The organism is Nocardia sp. CA-129566 (genome assembly GCF_050956075.1).
Lineage (GTDB): Bacteria > Actinomycetota > Actinomycetes > Mycobacteriales > Mycobacteriaceae > Nocardia.
Genome location: NZ_CP192085.1, coordinates 1,638,891 through 1,654,432, shown reverse-complemented (window position 1 = coordinate 1,654,432; position 15,542 = coordinate 1,638,891). Strand labels below are relative to the sequence as shown.

14 protein-coding genes are annotated in these 15,542 nt (G+C 67.1%); 6 read left to right on the top strand and 8 right to left on the bottom strand.

Annotated features, from left to right (window positions below; translation table 11 throughout):
* The first annotated feature begins 185 nt into the window (after positions 1–185).
* Together ACQP0C_RS07510 and ACQP0C_RS07505 are read left to right on the top strand one after the other, a co-directional pair.
* A complete protein-coding gene (locus ACQP0C_RS07510) occupies positions 186–698 on the top strand; it encodes a hypothetical protein (protein ID WP_433731862.1) in 513 nt (170 codons plus the stop codon).
* Position 699: 1 nt separating this feature from the next.
* Positions 700–1,854: an MAB_1171c family putative transporter gene (locus tag ACQP0C_RS07505; RefSeq protein WP_433731860.1), complete on the top strand. Its 1,155-nt coding sequence runs from the start codon at positions 700–702 to the stop codon at positions 1,852–1,854.
* A 22-nt stretch (positions 1,855–1,876) separates the two neighbouring features.
* Here ACQP0C_RS07505 and ACQP0C_RS07500 read toward each other — a convergent pair whose 3' ends face one another.
* Positions 1,877–2,656 carry an NAD(P)H-dependent oxidoreductase gene (locus ACQP0C_RS07500; protein ID WP_433731858.1) on the bottom strand — a complete coding sequence of 260 codons (780 nt, stop codon included), beginning with the start codon at positions 2,654–2,656 and terminating at the stop codon, positions 1,877–1,879.
* Between the two features lie 138 nt (positions 2,657–2,794).
* On the opposite strand from ACQP0C_RS07500, the gene ACQP0C_RS07495 reads away from it, so the two are divergent.
* On the top strand, positions 2,795–3,643 hold the full coding sequence (locus tag ACQP0C_RS07495) for a helix-turn-helix transcriptional regulator (protein WP_433731856.1): 849 nt from the start codon (positions 2,795–2,797) through the stop codon (positions 3,641–3,643).
* Between the two features lie 811 nt (positions 3,644–4,454).
* On the top strand, positions 4,455–5,873 hold the full coding sequence (locus ACQP0C_RS07490; protein WP_433731854.1) for an alpha/beta hydrolase family protein: 1,419 nt from the start codon (positions 4,455–4,457) through the stop codon (positions 5,871–5,873).
* A 291-nt stretch (positions 5,874–6,164) separates the two neighbouring features.
* Here the strand turns inward: ACQP0C_RS07490 and ACQP0C_RS07485 are convergent, their stop codons facing one another.
* Together ACQP0C_RS07485 and ACQP0C_RS07480 are read right to left on the bottom strand one after the other, a co-directional pair.
* Positions 6,165–7,301: an FAD-dependent monooxygenase gene (locus ACQP0C_RS07485; RefSeq protein WP_433731853.1), complete on the bottom strand. Its 1,137-nt coding sequence runs from the start codon at positions 7,299–7,301 to the stop codon at positions 6,165–6,167.
* Positions 7,302–7,820: 519 nt separating this feature from the next.
* Positions 7,821–8,438, bottom strand: a complete 618-nt coding sequence (locus ACQP0C_RS07480; RefSeq protein ID WP_433731851.1) for a TetR/AcrR family transcriptional regulator — start codon at positions 8,436–8,438, stop codon at positions 7,821–7,823.
* An 85-nt stretch (positions 8,439–8,523) separates the two neighbouring features.
* On the opposite strand from ACQP0C_RS07480, the gene ACQP0C_RS07475 reads away from it, so the two are divergent.
* Positions 8,524–9,486, top strand: coding sequence for an NAD-dependent epimerase/dehydratase family protein (locus tag ACQP0C_RS07475; RefSeq protein ID WP_433731849.1), 963 nt, complete (start codon positions 8,524–8,526; stop codon positions 9,484–9,486).
* A 203-nt stretch (positions 9,487–9,689) separates the two neighbouring features.
* Here ACQP0C_RS07475 and ACQP0C_RS07470 read toward each other — a convergent pair whose 3' ends face one another.
* The 3 genes from ACQP0C_RS07470 to ACQP0C_RS07460 form a co-directional block, all read right to left on the bottom strand.
* The gene (locus ACQP0C_RS07470) at positions 9,690–10,175 is read right to left on the bottom strand and encodes a hypothetical protein (RefSeq protein ID WP_433731847.1); all 486 of its coding nucleotides are present in this window, start codon (positions 10,173–10,175) and stop codon (positions 9,690–9,692) included.
* Positions 10,176–10,444: 269 nt separating this feature from the next.
* Positions 10,445–10,696 (bottom strand): hypothetical protein, encoded by a 252-nt coding sequence (locus ACQP0C_RS07465; RefSeq protein WP_433731845.1) that lies wholly within the window; start codon positions 10,694–10,696, stop codon positions 10,445–10,447.
* A gap of 421 nt (positions 10,697–11,117) precedes the next feature.
* Positions 11,118–12,020, bottom strand: a complete 903-nt coding sequence (locus tag ACQP0C_RS07460) for a LysR substrate-binding domain-containing protein (RefSeq protein ID WP_433731843.1) — start codon at positions 12,018–12,020, stop codon at positions 11,118–11,120.
* A 148-nt stretch (positions 12,021–12,168) separates the two neighbouring features.
* On the opposite strand from ACQP0C_RS07460, the gene ACQP0C_RS07455 reads away from it, so the two are divergent.
* Entirely contained in the window at positions 12,169–12,480 is a 312-nt protein-coding gene (locus ACQP0C_RS07455) for an EthD family reductase (protein ID WP_433731841.1), read from the top strand.
* Between the two features lie 366 nt (positions 12,481–12,846).
* Here ACQP0C_RS07455 and ychF read toward each other — a convergent pair whose 3' ends face one another.
* Together ychF and ACQP0C_RS07445 are read right to left on the bottom strand one after the other, a co-directional pair.
* Complete coding sequence (gene ychF / locus ACQP0C_RS07450; RefSeq protein WP_433731839.1) at positions 12,847–13,947, bottom strand: redox-regulated ATPase YchF; 1,101 nt, start codon at positions 13,945–13,947, stop codon at positions 12,847–12,849.
* A gap of 138 nt (positions 13,948–14,085) precedes the next feature.
* Positions 14,086–15,009 (bottom strand): quinone oxidoreductase family protein, encoded by a 924-nt coding sequence (locus ACQP0C_RS07445; protein WP_433731837.1) that lies wholly within the window; start codon positions 15,007–15,009, stop codon positions 14,086–14,088.
* Positions 15,010–15,542 lie beyond the last annotated feature (533 nt).

The following is a 15,542-nucleotide window of genomic DNA, read 5'->3' as shown; positions in this document are numbered from 1 at the left end:
TCGCCCCGGATTGCTGTCTCATCGCGGAGGCCGAACCGCCATACGCCGATGATATTGCGGCCGATCCGCCGGCGGCGGATGCGAGAAAGCTTGCGCGACAGGCCACATCCGCGACAACGCACTGTAGGCGACTACGCTCACCCGCAATATCGGCATAGGCACGTGATCAACGAGGGGAAGGCGTAATGGAGGGTCTCGCCGCGCGATTCGAGGAGCTCGGTCGCCTGGTACCGATCCCCTATCCATGGGACATAACGGAATACATCGCGCGGGTGGCAGAGTACCGGGGACGGCCGATCACGTTGTGCCCGATCGACGTCGGCGCACTCTCGGGGAATGGATGCGGCACCGGAAGTGGCCTGTGGATCGCCCGGGAAGGCGACGACGTGATCATGTACGGGGCCGACTCCGCATGGCACGCCGATCACATCATCGCCCACGAGATCGGTCACATGCTGCTCGGCCACGGAGGGAACGCGAGCGGTCCCGATGGTGCCGCGGCTGATCTGCCGTTGCGCGAATTGATGCCCTCGCTGTCGCTGGAAACCATCCGCAGCGTACTGCGCCGCCAGGACTACGGCAGTGAGCGCGAGCGCGCCGCCGAAACCTTCGCCGACCTGCTGCTGGTCGAAGCGATGCTGCCCAAGCGGTCAGCGAGCCGGTTCCGCTCGACGTTCTTCCGGAACCGGCATCGATGAGATGACCTCCCCGATCCCGGGTCTGATCACCTGGCCCGTCCTGACAGGTCTCACGTTGGTGCTCGCCGGTCGCTGGTGGCTGTTGCGGGACAGCTTCGTCGACCGACTCGTCAACCGCGCGCTCGCCGCCGCTCTCTGCGAAAACCTGTTACGGGACGCATGGTTCGAACAGTCACTGGCCTGGCTGCTGCCCGGCAACGACAGCGACGTGGTGAACATCGCCCGACAGCTCTCGCTGGGAGCAACCCTGTTGGGCATCTCGAATATCTACGGCTTTGCCAAGTTGTGGGCAGGCGCCGATCCCGCCCACACGTGGCGCAGGCAGTGGCGCTATTACCTCCTCACGATCACCGCCACCGCCGTAATCCTGATCGCAGGGACGCCCGCCCGCCACGCCGACCAGTTGATCGACCAAGCCCTCGGCTGGCCGGCTGTCGTGGTCTGCGTCGCGTTTTCCCTGCCGCTCGGCGCTACAGCCCTGCTCCTCGGCCGGGTCAGCGTGCGCGAGATGCGCGCCACAGGCGCCACCACCTGGCAGGAACGTGCACTGTACACAGCGGTCCTGGGCACCATAGTGGGCCTGGCGGCCATAGCGGTCGCATACCCGCTCGGGACCACCATCAGCCTCATGACAGGCCAACCGTCATTCGATCCCGAGATGCACTGGGAAGCATGGAGCGGCTTCCTTCTCTCGGCCGTCGGCGCTCCCGCCGTGGTCGCGGTGCCGCTGATCAGCACCCTGCTCACCCATATCGGATGGGACCGCACCGGCCGATACTGCCGCCGCCTGCAGCCGATGTGGGCCGATCTCACCGCGGCCGCACCCGAAATCGTCCTGGAGATGCGCGGCCGAACAGACCCGGCCATCCGTCTGCACCGCATGACGGTCGAGATCCGCGACAGCCTGCTGCATCTCAAGCGCTACAGCGACAGCCCCGACGATCTGGCCGCCACCGGCAGTGACCCACGTATCTATGCCCGCCGCATCGCCGAGGCCATTGCCAACAAAGCTGCCGGGCATCCCCCGAGAGCGAGCCGGTTCACGCCCCGGCACCAGGTCCAACCGGGGGCACGCGACCTCAACGCGGAGCTGCGCCAGCTACTCACAGTTGCCAAGGCATGGCCACACGTCCGCGGCCTGGCAAAGTCGCCGTAGCGTCGCGGTGTGACACCGACGGTCAGCCGCGCACGTGCAGCCCGAAACCCGTGCGGCCCGCGGGCTCCAGTCCCTGCTTCAGGTGCAGCGAGGGGATCTCGTAGTCGCCGAAGTTCTGCCGCCGGAACGCGATCGGCTCGGTCGACTCCAGGGTGAGCAGGCGCTGCTCCCAGGCCTTGGCGACGTCCGGGTAGTCCTCGCCGGTCATCCGGTCGGTGCCGTACAGCACGAACGGCGGCAGCACCTCGATGCCCGGGTAATAGAGGATGCCGTGGTGGATCGGGAACAGCAGATCCTCGATGGGGCCGTTGATCCCGCGTGCGGCGTAATGCGACTCCGGGCCACCGGCGGTCACCGACAACAGGGCCTTCCTGCCCGCGAGGGTGCCTTCGCCGAAGCGTTCGCCGTACCTGGTGTCGCTGTGCTCGCCGACGCCGTAGGCGAAGTGGTAGGTGAACACCCGGTCCACCCAGCCTTTGAGGATGGCGGGCATCGTGTACCACCACAGCGGGAACTGGAAGATGATCGTGTCGGCCCACAGCAGCTTCTCCTGCTCGGCGCGGACGTCCGGGGTGAGCGTTCCGGCGTCGAAGGCCCGGCCCGAGTCCAGGGCGACCTTCAGCGGACTCGAGGCGTCGGGGCCGTAGTCCGCGGCATCCACGACCGCCTTCCAGTTCATCGCGTACAGATCGCTCACCCGTACCTCGTGCCCGGCGGTTGCCAATGTGGACACCGCGAGGTCCTTCAGCGAGCTGTTGAGCGACTTCGGCTCCGGGTGGGCATAGACGATCAGCGTCTTCATCAGAACTCCTTCGGATCGGGTGCCTTCGATCCTGGGCGCCGCGGCGCCCGGCGTTCAGGGACGCTTCTTCCATCGGACGGGACTTCCTGGTAACGGCAGGACCACCTGCACGGGCACCACCGCGGCGATACTGGGGCCATGGATGATCTCGCGGGCTTCCTGCGGACCCGGCGTTCCCGAGTCGACCCAGCGGCCGTCGGCATCCCCGCCGACAGGCACCGCCGGGTCGAAGGGCTGCGCCGTGAAGAGGTCGCGCACCTGTCCGGGGTCAGCGTCGACTACTACGTGCGCCTGGAGCAGGGCCGCGCGACCCAACCCTCCGCGCAGGTCCTCGACGCGCTCGCCCGCGTCCTCGGCCTCGACGAGACCGAACGCGGGCACCTCTACCGGCTCGCCCGGCAGCGGCGCCGCCGCCCGAAGGCGCCGGGCGGGCGGGTCCGGCCGGAGCTGCTGCGCGTCCTCGACCTGGTTGCCGACGCACCCGCGCTGATCATGGACCATCGCCTGGACGTGCTCGCCGGGAACCGCCTCGCCGGGCTCCTCTACGGCCGGCCGATGCCGGGCCTGAACACCGCCCGGCACATCTTCCTCGAGGAGGCCGAGCGCGGCCTTTACGCGGACTGGGAGAAATGCACCCTCGACGTGGTCGGGCACCTGCGCCTGGCCGCCGGCAAATATCCCGAGGACCCCCGCCTGGCGTCGCTCATCGGTGAGCTGGCGATGGGCAGCGAGCGCTTCCGCCGCCTCTGGGCCCGCGCGGACGTGCGTGCCCGCACACACGGACGCAAGGCTTACCGGCACCCGCTGGTCGGACTGCTGGAACTGCACCAGGAGAACTTCGCACTACCGGACGAATCGGGCATGGAGCTGCTGGTACTGTCCGCGGCCCCCGGCAGCCCCGCCGAGGACGGGCTGCGCCTGCTCGCGGGCCTGGGCGAGGACAGCGGTGACGGACATCCCGCAGTGAACGCTCGGGTCCGCGAGTAACTCAACGACGCCACCCACCGCCGGGAACGCCACACACTTCTGCTCGGGACGTGCGCGCTCATGCCGAATTGAGGGCGTTCCGGGCAGGCGACCACGAGACAGTATTGGTCGCATCGGCGTCGTCCTTCTCCGTCGGCTCTACTACTGATCATCTCGTGGCCCGTCGACGTACCAGTCCGGTGCCGGTTCGACGGACTGCAGCAGGCCCCAATCGATATAGGCGAAATAGCGCTGCCGACACCCCGCGTCAGGATCGGTTGCCGTGAAAGCGACTACGTCTCCGACCGCACCGAATCCGTCAACGTAGTCGACTGGGCCCACGCTGGAATCTCGTAACTCCTCCGACGTGCACGACCAGGGAGTCAGATCGGCGACGGAGTCGATCCGTGGCTGTGGTATCTCGGGTCTGCGAAGCAGTCGCCTGAACATGTTGTATCCACGATGAAGCTCCATGAACTCGATCTGCAACCCCGGCCAGAACGAGAGATCCCACCGCGCATATCGGATCTCACGGCCGCCGTGGCGTTCGGTACGCTTCGAAGTCGGTACGCCCCAGGCCGTTACGTACTCGTCGATCGACCTGAAGTTGTTGATCGACTCTCCGTAGAACCAGCGCTTCTCGGCGATCGCGGTATCGATTCGGGCATCGGGCGGCTGCCGTGGTCGTAACCGCGGTCGGCCGGTACGACCCGCTCGACCAGCCGCGCCCAGCTAGCGCTGTTGCGGCGGCCGTCGGCTGATACTGCAGGGGGAGGCGTGTCGATACCACGGTTCGATGTCCGGGAGCGGTTGGCGGGCATACGTTTCCGGCATGCGAGTGGTAATCGTTGTGTTGCTGGTTCTGATGTGCGGTGGGATCGGCGGTGGAATGGTCGCAGCGCAGCCTTTGCCAGCGGATCCGGGGCAGGAACAGGTGGCGCTCGACAGCGACGGGGTGACGCTGCACGGGACGGTCTACCGTCCCGCAGGTGCCGGGCAGCATCCGGGGATTGTGCTCATCGGCGGATCGGGGCCGGGGCCGGGGGCGGAATACCGGCCAGAGGCAGAAGCCTTCGCGCGGGCGGGCATCACCACGCTGGTCGTGGACAAGCGTACGGTCGGATACTCCACTCGCCGCCGGAATTTCGGAGTGCTGGCCAACGATGCGCTCGCCGGGGTGCGGCTGTTGCGGAACCGACCCGACGTAGATGCCGAGCATGTCGGGTTATGGGGGTTCAGTGAGGGCAGCTGGGTGGCGATGCTGGCGGCGGCGCGGTCTACGACGGTCGGATTCGTGGTCACCATCGGTGGCTCCGGCCGGACACCCCTGCGCACCCAGACCTGGCTTCTCGCGAATCTGCTACGGCACAAGGGTATTTCGGGGCGCCTGTCGGATGCGGTGAGTGGACCGGGCGCGGCCGTGGTCGACGGAGCCGGGGTGTTCCCGGAGGCGGACTACGACCCGCTGCCGGCGCTGCGGCAGGTGCGCGTGCCGGTACTGGCCCTGTGGGGTGACCACGATGTGAAGGTGCCGGGCGCCGAGAGTGCCACGATCTATCAGCGGGAGCTCACGACCGCGGGGAATCGTTCGGTCACAACGCGTTTCGTGCCGAATGCCGGACACAATGGGCATCGCACCACCGACGGCTTCGACAAGGTCGGGGGAGAGCTGTTCGAGGACAAGCCACTGGGCGAACTCGGCCCGGGCTATGCCGACGTGATCACCGACTGGATCCATTCGGTCGCCGCAGATCAGGCGCCGCCGAGCCGAGCCGCGGCTGCCCCGGCCCAGACCATGAGCAGCCGCGCACCGGGCGACCACCCCGGTCTCGAGTACGCGGCGCTGGCCGCGCTGCTACTCGGCTTTGCCGCCTACCCGCTGTCGGCCATCGGGCGGATGATGCTGCGGCGCAGGCTGTCCGGGGGTGCTCAGGAGGTCCGACGGGCGGCCCGGGCGGTGTCGGTCACCGGGCTACTGGCAGCGCTGGGCGGCGTGCTTTATGTGGTGGGGATAGTGGCCGTGGGTGGTCAGATGCCGCCGACGTCATTCGCGGCTGGACAGCCGCTGCCTTGGCTGCTGGTGCGCGGGCTGGCCTTGGCGGTGCCCGTGGCCGCAGTCGTCCTGGGACTATCAGGGTGGCGGGCGCGAGGCCGGATGGACGCACTGCTGCGCTGGCAGACGATTGCGCTGCTCGCGGCGGCAGCGGCATTCGTGCCGTGGGCGCTGCACTGGCAGTTGCTCCCCCGGTGAGCCGATTTCCGTCGGTCCATGCCCGAAAACCTTCCGAATGCACTCTTCTGGGCGGGCGATCCGAGCAGTGAGATCGAGCGCGGCGCAGACCGTCCGATGATGCCGCGGGACGCGCATTCCGTTGGTGACGGACCCGACCTCATGTCCCATGGACGGCAGAATCGCATCTCTGGATCGGCTCGGTGGGCCACCTGCACTACATCCTGTCCGCCTACATGGCCTCAGCCACATGACATCTCACACATCCGCACATGCTGAAGACAGGAAGCATGACTGCCGGTGAATGTGTCTTCAGCCCAGGGGTTTTCGAATGGTTGGGAGCGTAGGCTCGAACGCGGAAGCAGGTGGTCGCCAGCTGCGGAAAGCCCGATTGTTGGTGTAGCGGAACATGCCGACATTGAGGGCATTGGGCGTGGCCAGGATCGCAGCGTCGCGGAGAGCGGCCAGGGTGGCGGATCCTGGTGAGGTCATGCGCATTCCGTGCCGGGACAGAAAGTTCATCATCGCGACCCTGCGACGGCGGGCGGCGGAGTAGCGGGCCAGGTCCGGGGCGCATGCGGCCAGCGTTACGGCGTCCTCGAGTGCCATGCCGGCGCCTTGGCCGAGGGTAGGCCGCATGGCGTGAGCGGCATCGCCGACGAGGACGACACGGTCGTTCCACAGTCGTCGTGGCACTCGGATTTCGAGCAGTTCGTCGATGACGATGCGGGAGGGGTCGGTGGCGGCGATGAGTTCCGGAAGAGGGTCGGGCCAGTCCGTGAAGTAGTCCAGGCTGGTGATTCCGGGCCGGGCCGCGGCGAAGACGTAAGTTCGGTCGCCGGCCATCGGCACCACGCCACTCTCGGCACTACGGCCCAAGATCACTCCCACAGGGTCGGGCGCGGGCACCTCGAGGACCCAACGCCACGCCGTTATCCCCGTGCGATGCACCGGGCTTCCATGGGGCCACAACTGCTGCCGGACCACGCTGTTGACGCCGTCGGCACCGACGACGAGATCGTATCGGGTTGTGTCGGTGTCTGTTTCGATCGCGGCGTCGGCGTGAACACCAACGACCCGGGTGCCCGAGCGGACACACTGCGCGGGCACGGCGGCGGCCAGAATCGCGATCAGATCGGCACGGTGCACGGTCACCAGGCCGCCGACGAAGTCGCTGACCTGGGCGTCGATCAACACTCGTCCGCGTTGATTGCGAGCGACGCCGCGGCGGTCTTCGATGGCCGCGGACCGTATCGCATCCCCGACACCGAGTGCGTCCAAGGCGGTCAAGGCGTTGGCGGCGAGGGTGATTCCCGCGCCGACCTCGGTGAACTGCGGTGACCGCTCGTAGACGGTGACGTCCCACCCGGCGGCGCGCAGTGCGATTGCGGTCGCGAGACCTCCGATACCGCCTCCGACAACACCGGCCCGACCCATGACTTCGGCCATGATCCCCCCTAAATGATCTACGCGAGTGATCGTAAACACCGATCGAAGGCGAGTCCAGAGGCCCCACCAGTCGGCGCGTGAAAGATCAACTCCCACTCCGAGAATGATGCGGCCGAGCACCCGCTACTGCCGCATAGTGCGCGGTTCGGAAAGGCCACGGACGCGCCAACGAAACGACTCGGCCCCCGGATCTCCGGATGGGGCTCAGTGGAGTCTCTACCAGCGGCGATACGCTCAGCCGCATTCGAAATCGATGTGGATTACGCCCACGGCGTCGGGGGCCGTGTCGCCTGGCTGGAATCTCCAGGCGCGCAACCTATACGTTGAAGCGGAATTCGACTCCATCGACATCCGCCGGAATGCGTGAACTACCACTCACTTCCGCAGGCTCGGAGCACACCGAGCAGATGATGAAATCCACTCGAGTGGTTGTCGGTCCACGCTCTGGCGCGGTGACACCGATCTGACGACACAGCACGCTGCTGTCCCAGAACATCCACGATGTGGAGTTCCTGAAGCTTATGCTTCGGTTCCCCTGGACGCTTGGGGCGCAGCGGAATCGGTGGCTGCGATCGCGAGAGCGGCCAGGTCGTGGTGGATGTCGTCGAGCGGGACGGTGGAGCATTCGGCACGAGCGATGATCATGGCACCCTCGACCGCTGACAGCATGAGTGCCGCGAGACGTTCGCCGCGCGCCGCCGGAACGCCGTACTGCACCAGCGCCTCGGTCAACGCGGTACGCCATTGCCGATAGGTGTCACGGCAGGCGAGGGTGAGTGCGGTGGAACGGGGAGCGGAATCGAGGGTGACCGTGCTGACCGGGCATCCGCCCAGATAGCCCGATTCGACGAGCCCTCGGCTCAAGTGCAGGGCGAATCGCTCGCAGAAGGAGCGCACGTCCGGTGCGTGGGCGGCGGTTTCCCGGATCAACCGGGTGAACTCGTCTGCGGATTCCTCGATCGCCGCGACCGCCAACTCTTGCTTCCCGCCCGGGAACAGGTAGTACAGCGAGCCCCGGGGGGCGCCGCTGGCGGCGACGATCTCACTGAGCCCGGTGGCCTGATAGCCCTGGCGTTGCAGTAACTCGCGGGCGGCCGCTACCAGGCGCGGCCGGGAATCGGATGGGGGTCGTGGCATGCCCCCCAGAATACTATGCCGATCGGTCAAGCTACGATCATACTATGATGACTGGTCAAGTTACTTTCGAGAAGGGTAGATGGGGATGAATGTGCTGCTTACGGGGGCTACCGGATTCTTGGGGCGCCGCGTGGTGCATCGGCTGGTGGCCGACGGACACGATGTGTCGGCGCTGATCCGGGGTACGGGCAGGCGCATTCCGCATGCGACCGTCGTGCCGGGCAGCCTCGAGGACGTGGCGGCGTGGGAAGAACGGCTGGCCGGTATCGACGTCGTCGTTCATGCGGCGGGGCTGGTGTCGACATGGGCTCCTCAGCGCGAGTTCGACGAGGCGATCGTCGAGGGCACGCGCGAGGTGCTGGCTGCGGCCGTGCGCCACGGTGTGCGCCGATTCGTCTATATCAGCAGTGAATCGGTGCTGCAGGGCGGTCGGCCGCTGCTCGACATCACCGAATCCCAACCCACCCCGGCCGTGCCCAGCTCCGGCTACGCGCAGGCGAAACTCGCCGCCGAACACCTGATCCGCGCGCACGCGGGTGCGATCGAGACGATCGTGCTGCGGCCCACCTTCATCTGGGGTTCGGGTTCGGGGCAGCTGGCCGACCTGGCCGCCCGCGCCCGCGCCGGCAGGCTGCCCCTGGTCGACAAGGGCATGGCGAGTTTCGAACATGTCCACGTCGACAACGTTGCCGCCGCTGTCGCCGCCGCGCTGAGCGACGGTACGCCCGGCGGCACATATCTCATCACCAACGCCGAGCCGATGCCGGTCCGCGAGTTTCTGGCAGGCGTGCTCGCTGCCCAGGATGCGCCGATGCCGACCCGGTCGGTCCCCTCCGGACCGCTATACGCCCTCGGCCGTGCCGGCGAATGGCTCTGGTCCACCCTGCCGCTGCCCGGGCGTCCGCCGCTGACCCGATTCGAGGTTGAATTCCTGGCGCTGCCAAGGCGATACGACATCACCCTGGCCCGCCATGAGCTGAAGTACGAGCCCGCCGTCGGCTTCGCCGAGGGCATCGCAGGCCTCGACGAAACCCGCAAGCCCGTTTAGCTGCAGCGCCGATGGGGCAGACTCCCCGACCGCGGCGGTACCGGCCATCTGCGGTACCGGCCGGTCGGGGGCGGGGCGTCGCCGGACCGACGTCGGTGCAGGTCCGCTGGCATTGGCGTCATGATGTCCATCGGTGGGCGACCACGGAAGTCAATGCACTATGCCGCTGATCGCGCTGACCGAACCGGTCGGCGTGTGATCGCTTACGGGATGCAGTCGTAGCCGTTGACGTAGGCCGGAGCATTCGCGATGTCGCCGGAGATGGTGACGAGTTCGATGGGTTTGCCGTCGAGGCCGATGATCGCTGGAGGTTGCTTTCCGCAGTTGTAAGTGATCGGTGTCGGGCTGCGTTGGATGATCTGCCAGGGACCTCTCATCGTGTTGTCCGGTCCGACGGTGCCTTCAGTAGGTTGGCAGTTGCCTCGGCCGGTGATCACGACGGTGTCTCCATCCTTGTATCCCAGCGGTGGCCCGACGATGGCCTCATCGCATACGTACGTGGGGATGTGGGCGGGTCCGGCGTGGCTGTCGTCGGCGGGCGCGGTCGCGGTGGTGGTTGGTGCGCCGAACATGGCCGCGGTCGGCGTCGTGGATATCGGGACTGCTATCGGTGAGGTGCTGGGATGCGTCGAGCAGCCGGTGAGCGCGACCGCGAGTAGGCCGAGGGCAAGGTAGGCGGGTTTGGTCACGAGGTGGTCCCCTGTCGTTGCGTGCGAATGCCGGGCGATGCTAATCGAGGCCGTTATGAAATCCCATGTCTGTCACAAGGATTGCCGGTTCGGTGACCGATTCCGATTGCCCAACTCTGCCGCCGCGCCGATCACAGTTCATTTCGGTACCTGCCAGCCCTTGCCGGCACACGCTGTGGCTGGCAGTAGCGTCCGCATACCGCGCTGACCGAACCGGCCAACGCTCGGCGCCGGATGCTGCGGAATGTCGGGGCGGGTTGCTCGCGGGGTCAGCGGCCACTGCGCGGTTTACTCAGCAACGCGCGGCCGCGATCCGGGGTGAGGCTGTACGCCAGCACAGGGTCGGCGAGCAGCGCGATCGGGGCGATGTGATCTGGAGTGCGGGGCTGCCATTGCGTCATCGCGGACTCGAGCGCATGCCACAGTGCCGCTGGGTCCGAGTGGTGTTCAGCGAGCGCGTTTCGCACCGCGGTGTCGAATGCCTGGTTTCCGTAGGTGAGCCGGTAGCCGGGCTGCCGCACCCGCGCTCGGTGCTCGTCGATGGCGGGTCCGATCTCGAACCCTTTGTCGTTCTGGGCAGCTTCGAGGATCTGGGCGACTTCGAGCGCGGAGTACTGGGAGGACCCTTTGTTTGTGTGTTGCTGGGCGATTTCGAGGGCTACGCGGTGCCCGGTGAGCGCGCGGTCTGCCAGGTACTGGGCAGTCTCGAGCGCGGAGCCATACCAGGGCTCCGGCTGCCCGCGCTGGCTTACCTCGCTCGCTTCTCCGCGGTCTCACGCATCCACACCAAATCCGAACTGCGCCTGTACTTCTACTGGTGCAGCGACCACCAACTCACCCCCTCGCGGTGGCGGGCGACAGGCGGGGCGTATCCGGACCTGGCCGACTTCACCATCGATGACGCCGGGCGGCCGAGGTCCGTCTCGCGTGATCTGCTGCGCGTCAGTCCGGCAGCCAGTGCAGCTCGTGTGCCAGGGTTTTGGCGACGGTGCGGATGCGGCGGTGTAGTGGTGACTGCACGCGCGGGAGGACCAGGTGGATCGTCAAGGTGGGTGCGCCCTGCAGCGGGCGCCACGTGAGACCGGCCGGTTGTGTCGTGACCGCGGCTTCACCGGCCGGGGCGAGGGTGAGACCGTCGCGTAGGTCGCGCTGCGACATGTCGAAAGAGACTGCGGGCGTGTGGAATCGGGGGTTCGGCCGGGTGTCGCGGAACAGTGCGGACAGCTGGTCGTGGATCACGGGGTTGGCCGTACGGTCGGGGAGTCGCAGCGGATACGCGGCCGCATCGGCGATCTCGATCTCCGGGTGTTCGGCCAGCGGATGATGCTGTGCCAATTGGACCCCGACGCGCTGGCGCCGCAGCAGGAACCGGCGCACGCCACGACCCGGCTGTTCACCGCGGGTGATCCCCGCATCGATGCGGCCGTCGGCGACCGCGGGGGAGATCTCCGGTGTCGCCATGGGGACCGCGCCGACCTCGAGTCCCGGGCTGCTGCGAATGAGCCTGTCCACCAGGGCCGGTGCCGTCTCGGCCCCCGCGCTGAGGCTGTATCCGATGCGCAGCGTGCCCAGTTCACCGGCCCCCGCATTCCGGGCGGTGTCCCATGCCCGGTCCAGCGCCGCCAGCGCGGGCGGCGCGGACTCCGCCAAAGCCGCACCGGCCGTGGTCAATACGACGCTACGCGTGTTACGAACCAGCAGGCTCGTACCGAGTTCCGCCTCCAATCGGCGCATCCGCGCACTGAGTGCGGGCTGCGCGATACCGATCCGTGCGGCCGCGCGGGTGAAGTTCAACTCCTGCGCCAGCACCAGAAAGTACCGCAGGCTCACCGTATCCGGCGCCACATGCCCTCCCGGTCAATTGATAACGATCCGTTCTGAGTCTATCGCGTCCCGGTCTTTCCCCCGACCACGCATCAGGCCCTAACCTGCACATATAACGATTCAACCGACCGCGGTACTGGACACCGCACTCACACACCGGGAGGCAGTCGTGCACAAGTTGGTAGTCCTATATCCCAAGCCCGCCGACCCTGACCACTTCCGCGACTACTACGAGACCAACCACCTTCCACTGGCCACGAAAATGCCCGGCCTGCTTGCGTGGCGCTACAGCTTCGACGTGACAGCGACCAACGGAGAATCGCCGTATTTCGCGGTCTTCGAAGGCGACTTCGCTGACGCCGCCGCCATGGACGCGGCGCGGGCATCGCAGCAAGGCCAGCGGGCGGCCGCCGATGTCGTCAACTACGCCACCGGCGGTGTGGTCGTCATCGACTATCCGGTGCAGGACGGCACCGACTGAGGCAGGACGGTACGCTCCGGGACGCGTTCGGCCGGCCGTTGCGGCCAGGTCCCGGCTATCGACGGAACGCCGTTCCCAGTTGCCGTTTCGTAGAGCGCCAAAGGTGGGCCGATGTCCTGGCCGGCGATGACGAAGTTTTCCGACCAAACTGGTCAGCCTCGGGCAAGGGCATCGTCGCTGTCCAGGATGAATACGCAACGCCCAACCCGCTAGCTCGAACGCACTACATTGCCGCATACCGCGCTGACCGGAACGGCCAACCCTGCAGCCCGAGCACCGCGGACATCGTCCGACAACGACTGAGCCCCGCCCGGTATCCGGACGGGGCTCGCTCAGCTCGCGGGCCTCTCACCAGGCCATGAGCACCTACTTGTTCTTCGACGGTGACGCTACTCCGCTTCGGAATTCGACTACGTCGCCGTCGGCCATGACGTAGTCCTTGCCTTCCATGCGGACCTTGCCGGCGGCCTTGGCGGCTGCCATCGAACCTGCGGTTATCAGGTCGTCGTAGGCCACCACTTCGGCCTTGATGAAGCCGCGTTCGAAGTCGGTGTGGATTACGCCTGCGGCCTTGGGGGCGGTGTCGCCCTGGTGGATTGTCCAGGCGCGGGCCTCTTTTGGACCGGCGGTGAGGTAGGTCTGCAGGCCGAGGGTGTGGAAGCCGGTGCGGGCCAGGGCGTGCAGGCCGGGTTCGGATTGGCCGATGGATTCGAGGAGTTCCAGGGCGGATTCGTCGTCGAGTTCGAGGAGTTCGGCTTCGACCTTGGCGTCGAGGAAGACCGAATCCGCCGGTGCGACAGCGGCTTTCAGCTCGGCGACCTTCGCCTCGTCGGTGAGCACCGATTCGTCGGCGTTGAAGACATAGAGGAACGGCTTGGTGGTGAGCAGCGAAAGTTCTTTCAGCAGTTCGCCGTCCAGCTGGGCGCGCGCGGAGAACAGCGTCCTGCCGCTGTCGAGGACTTCCTGGGCGGCCTTGGCCGCATCGAGCAGCGGCTTGCGGTCCTTCTTGACCTTGGCTTCCTTCTCGAGGCGCGGGATGGCCTTCTCCAGGGTCTGCATATCGGCGATGATCAGCTCGGTCTCGATCACCTCGATATCCGCGAGCGGGTCGACCCGCCCGTCGACGTGCACCACGTCATCGTCGGCGAAGACCCGAACCACCTGGCAGATGGCATCGGCTTCGCGGATATTGGCGAGGAACTTATTGCCGAGTCCAGCGCCCTCGGATGCGCCCTTGACGATGCCCGCGATATCGACGAACGACACCACCGCGGGCAGGATGCGCTGGGAGCCGAAGATCTCGGCCAGCTTGTCCAGGCGCGGGTCGGGCAGCGGCACCACCCCGACGTTCGGCTCGATCGTCGCGAACGGGTAGTTCGCCGCCAGCACGTCGTTCTTGGTCAGCGCGTTGAACAGCGTCGACTTTCCGACGTTGGGCAGGCCGACGATTCCGAGGGTGAGACTCACGAGGAACAGAGTCTACGCGGCGCGCCCGCTCGTCTCGCCCGCAGGCCATCGGCCGCCAACCGCCGGGTCGGCGCGGATAACCCGCTGGCCGGGTGGGCTCGCATGCGCGCGGCCCATGCCCGGCGAGCGGCATCGGCGTCAGGGGATCAGGATGACCTTGCCGAGGTTCGAGCGGTTCTCGATGACGGCGTGTGCCTCGGCGGCTTCTTCGAGGGGGAACTCCGCGTGGACAGCGGGGCGGAGTTGGCCGGAGGCGAAGTATTGCCACAGTTCTTGGCGCCAGTGTTCGTACAGGTCCGGGGAGTTGCGGGCGATACGGGCCATTTGAAAGCCGATGACCGATTTGGCGCCGACGAGCAGGTCGTAGGCCTGGATGGTGCCGCCACCGGAGCTGTAGGCGACGAGTCGGCCGCCGGGGGCAACGGCGGCGACGGCCGGGGTGAGGAGATCGCCGCCAACCGCGTCGAGGACGTAATCGACTGGGTCGCCCCAGGATTCGTGGTCGTAGGCGACTACTTCGTCGGCACCGAGGTCGCGCAGGAAGTCGGCCTTGGCGATATCGGAGACCGCGGCGACCACCCGTGCGGCGCCGCGCACGCGCGCCAACTGCAGGGCGAGGTGGCCGACACCGCTGGCGGCGGCGGTGATCAGGGCTGATTCGCCCGGCTTCGGGTTCGCGGCGTCGAGCGCGCCGAGCGCGACCAGACCGCTGCGGACGAGTGCGACGGCATCGACGGCCGAGGCGCCGTCCGGAATCGGCGAGGCCATCGCCGCGGAGAGCAGGGCGTAGTCGGCGTAGCCGTGGCCGAAAACCATACCGGTCACCCGGTAGCCGGGCATGCAGCTGGTGACGCCATCCCCGACCGCGACCACCTCACCCGCGATCTCGCCGCCGAGCGCGATCGGCTCGCGCGGTTCGCGCACCTTGCGGACCACCGGCAGGGTCACACCAACCGCATCGACCCGGACCAGCAATTCACCCGGGCCGGGCGTCGGCACCTCGGCCGATACGACCTCGAGTACTTCCGGACCACCGCCGCGCTGGTATTGCACCCGCCGCATCACACCTCCAAGAACGTTAGAAGCGGTAACGGTAACCGGCCACGACCCCATCTCACAGCGCGTCACCGACTCGAGTGCGCTATCTCACCGTCATGTGGAGGCGGTCGTCACAACGGTGACTGCTGCTCCGTTCAACCACCGTCGACAGCCGAGAATCCGAGCCCGCGGACGAGCCGCGCCAGGCTCCGGGCGAGTTCGTGGGAGCTGCTGTCGCATCGGGACCGGCGGCATAGAACCAGCGAGCCCACAGACCAGCACCCACCAGAATGCGGCCACATTCACCACAGCTGCCGTCACACCGAGACCAGCCGCACAGAACCAGCGAGCCCACAGACCAGCACCCACCAGAATGCGGCCACATTCACCACAGCTGCCGTCACACCGAGACCAGCCGCACAGAACCAGCAAGCCCACAGACCAGCACCCACCAGCCTGCAGCCGCATTCACCACAGCTGCTGTCACATCGAGAGCGGCCGCACAGAACCGCAGGAATGCCTGGTGGAAGCAGATGCCGTCGAAGATTACGGCCACA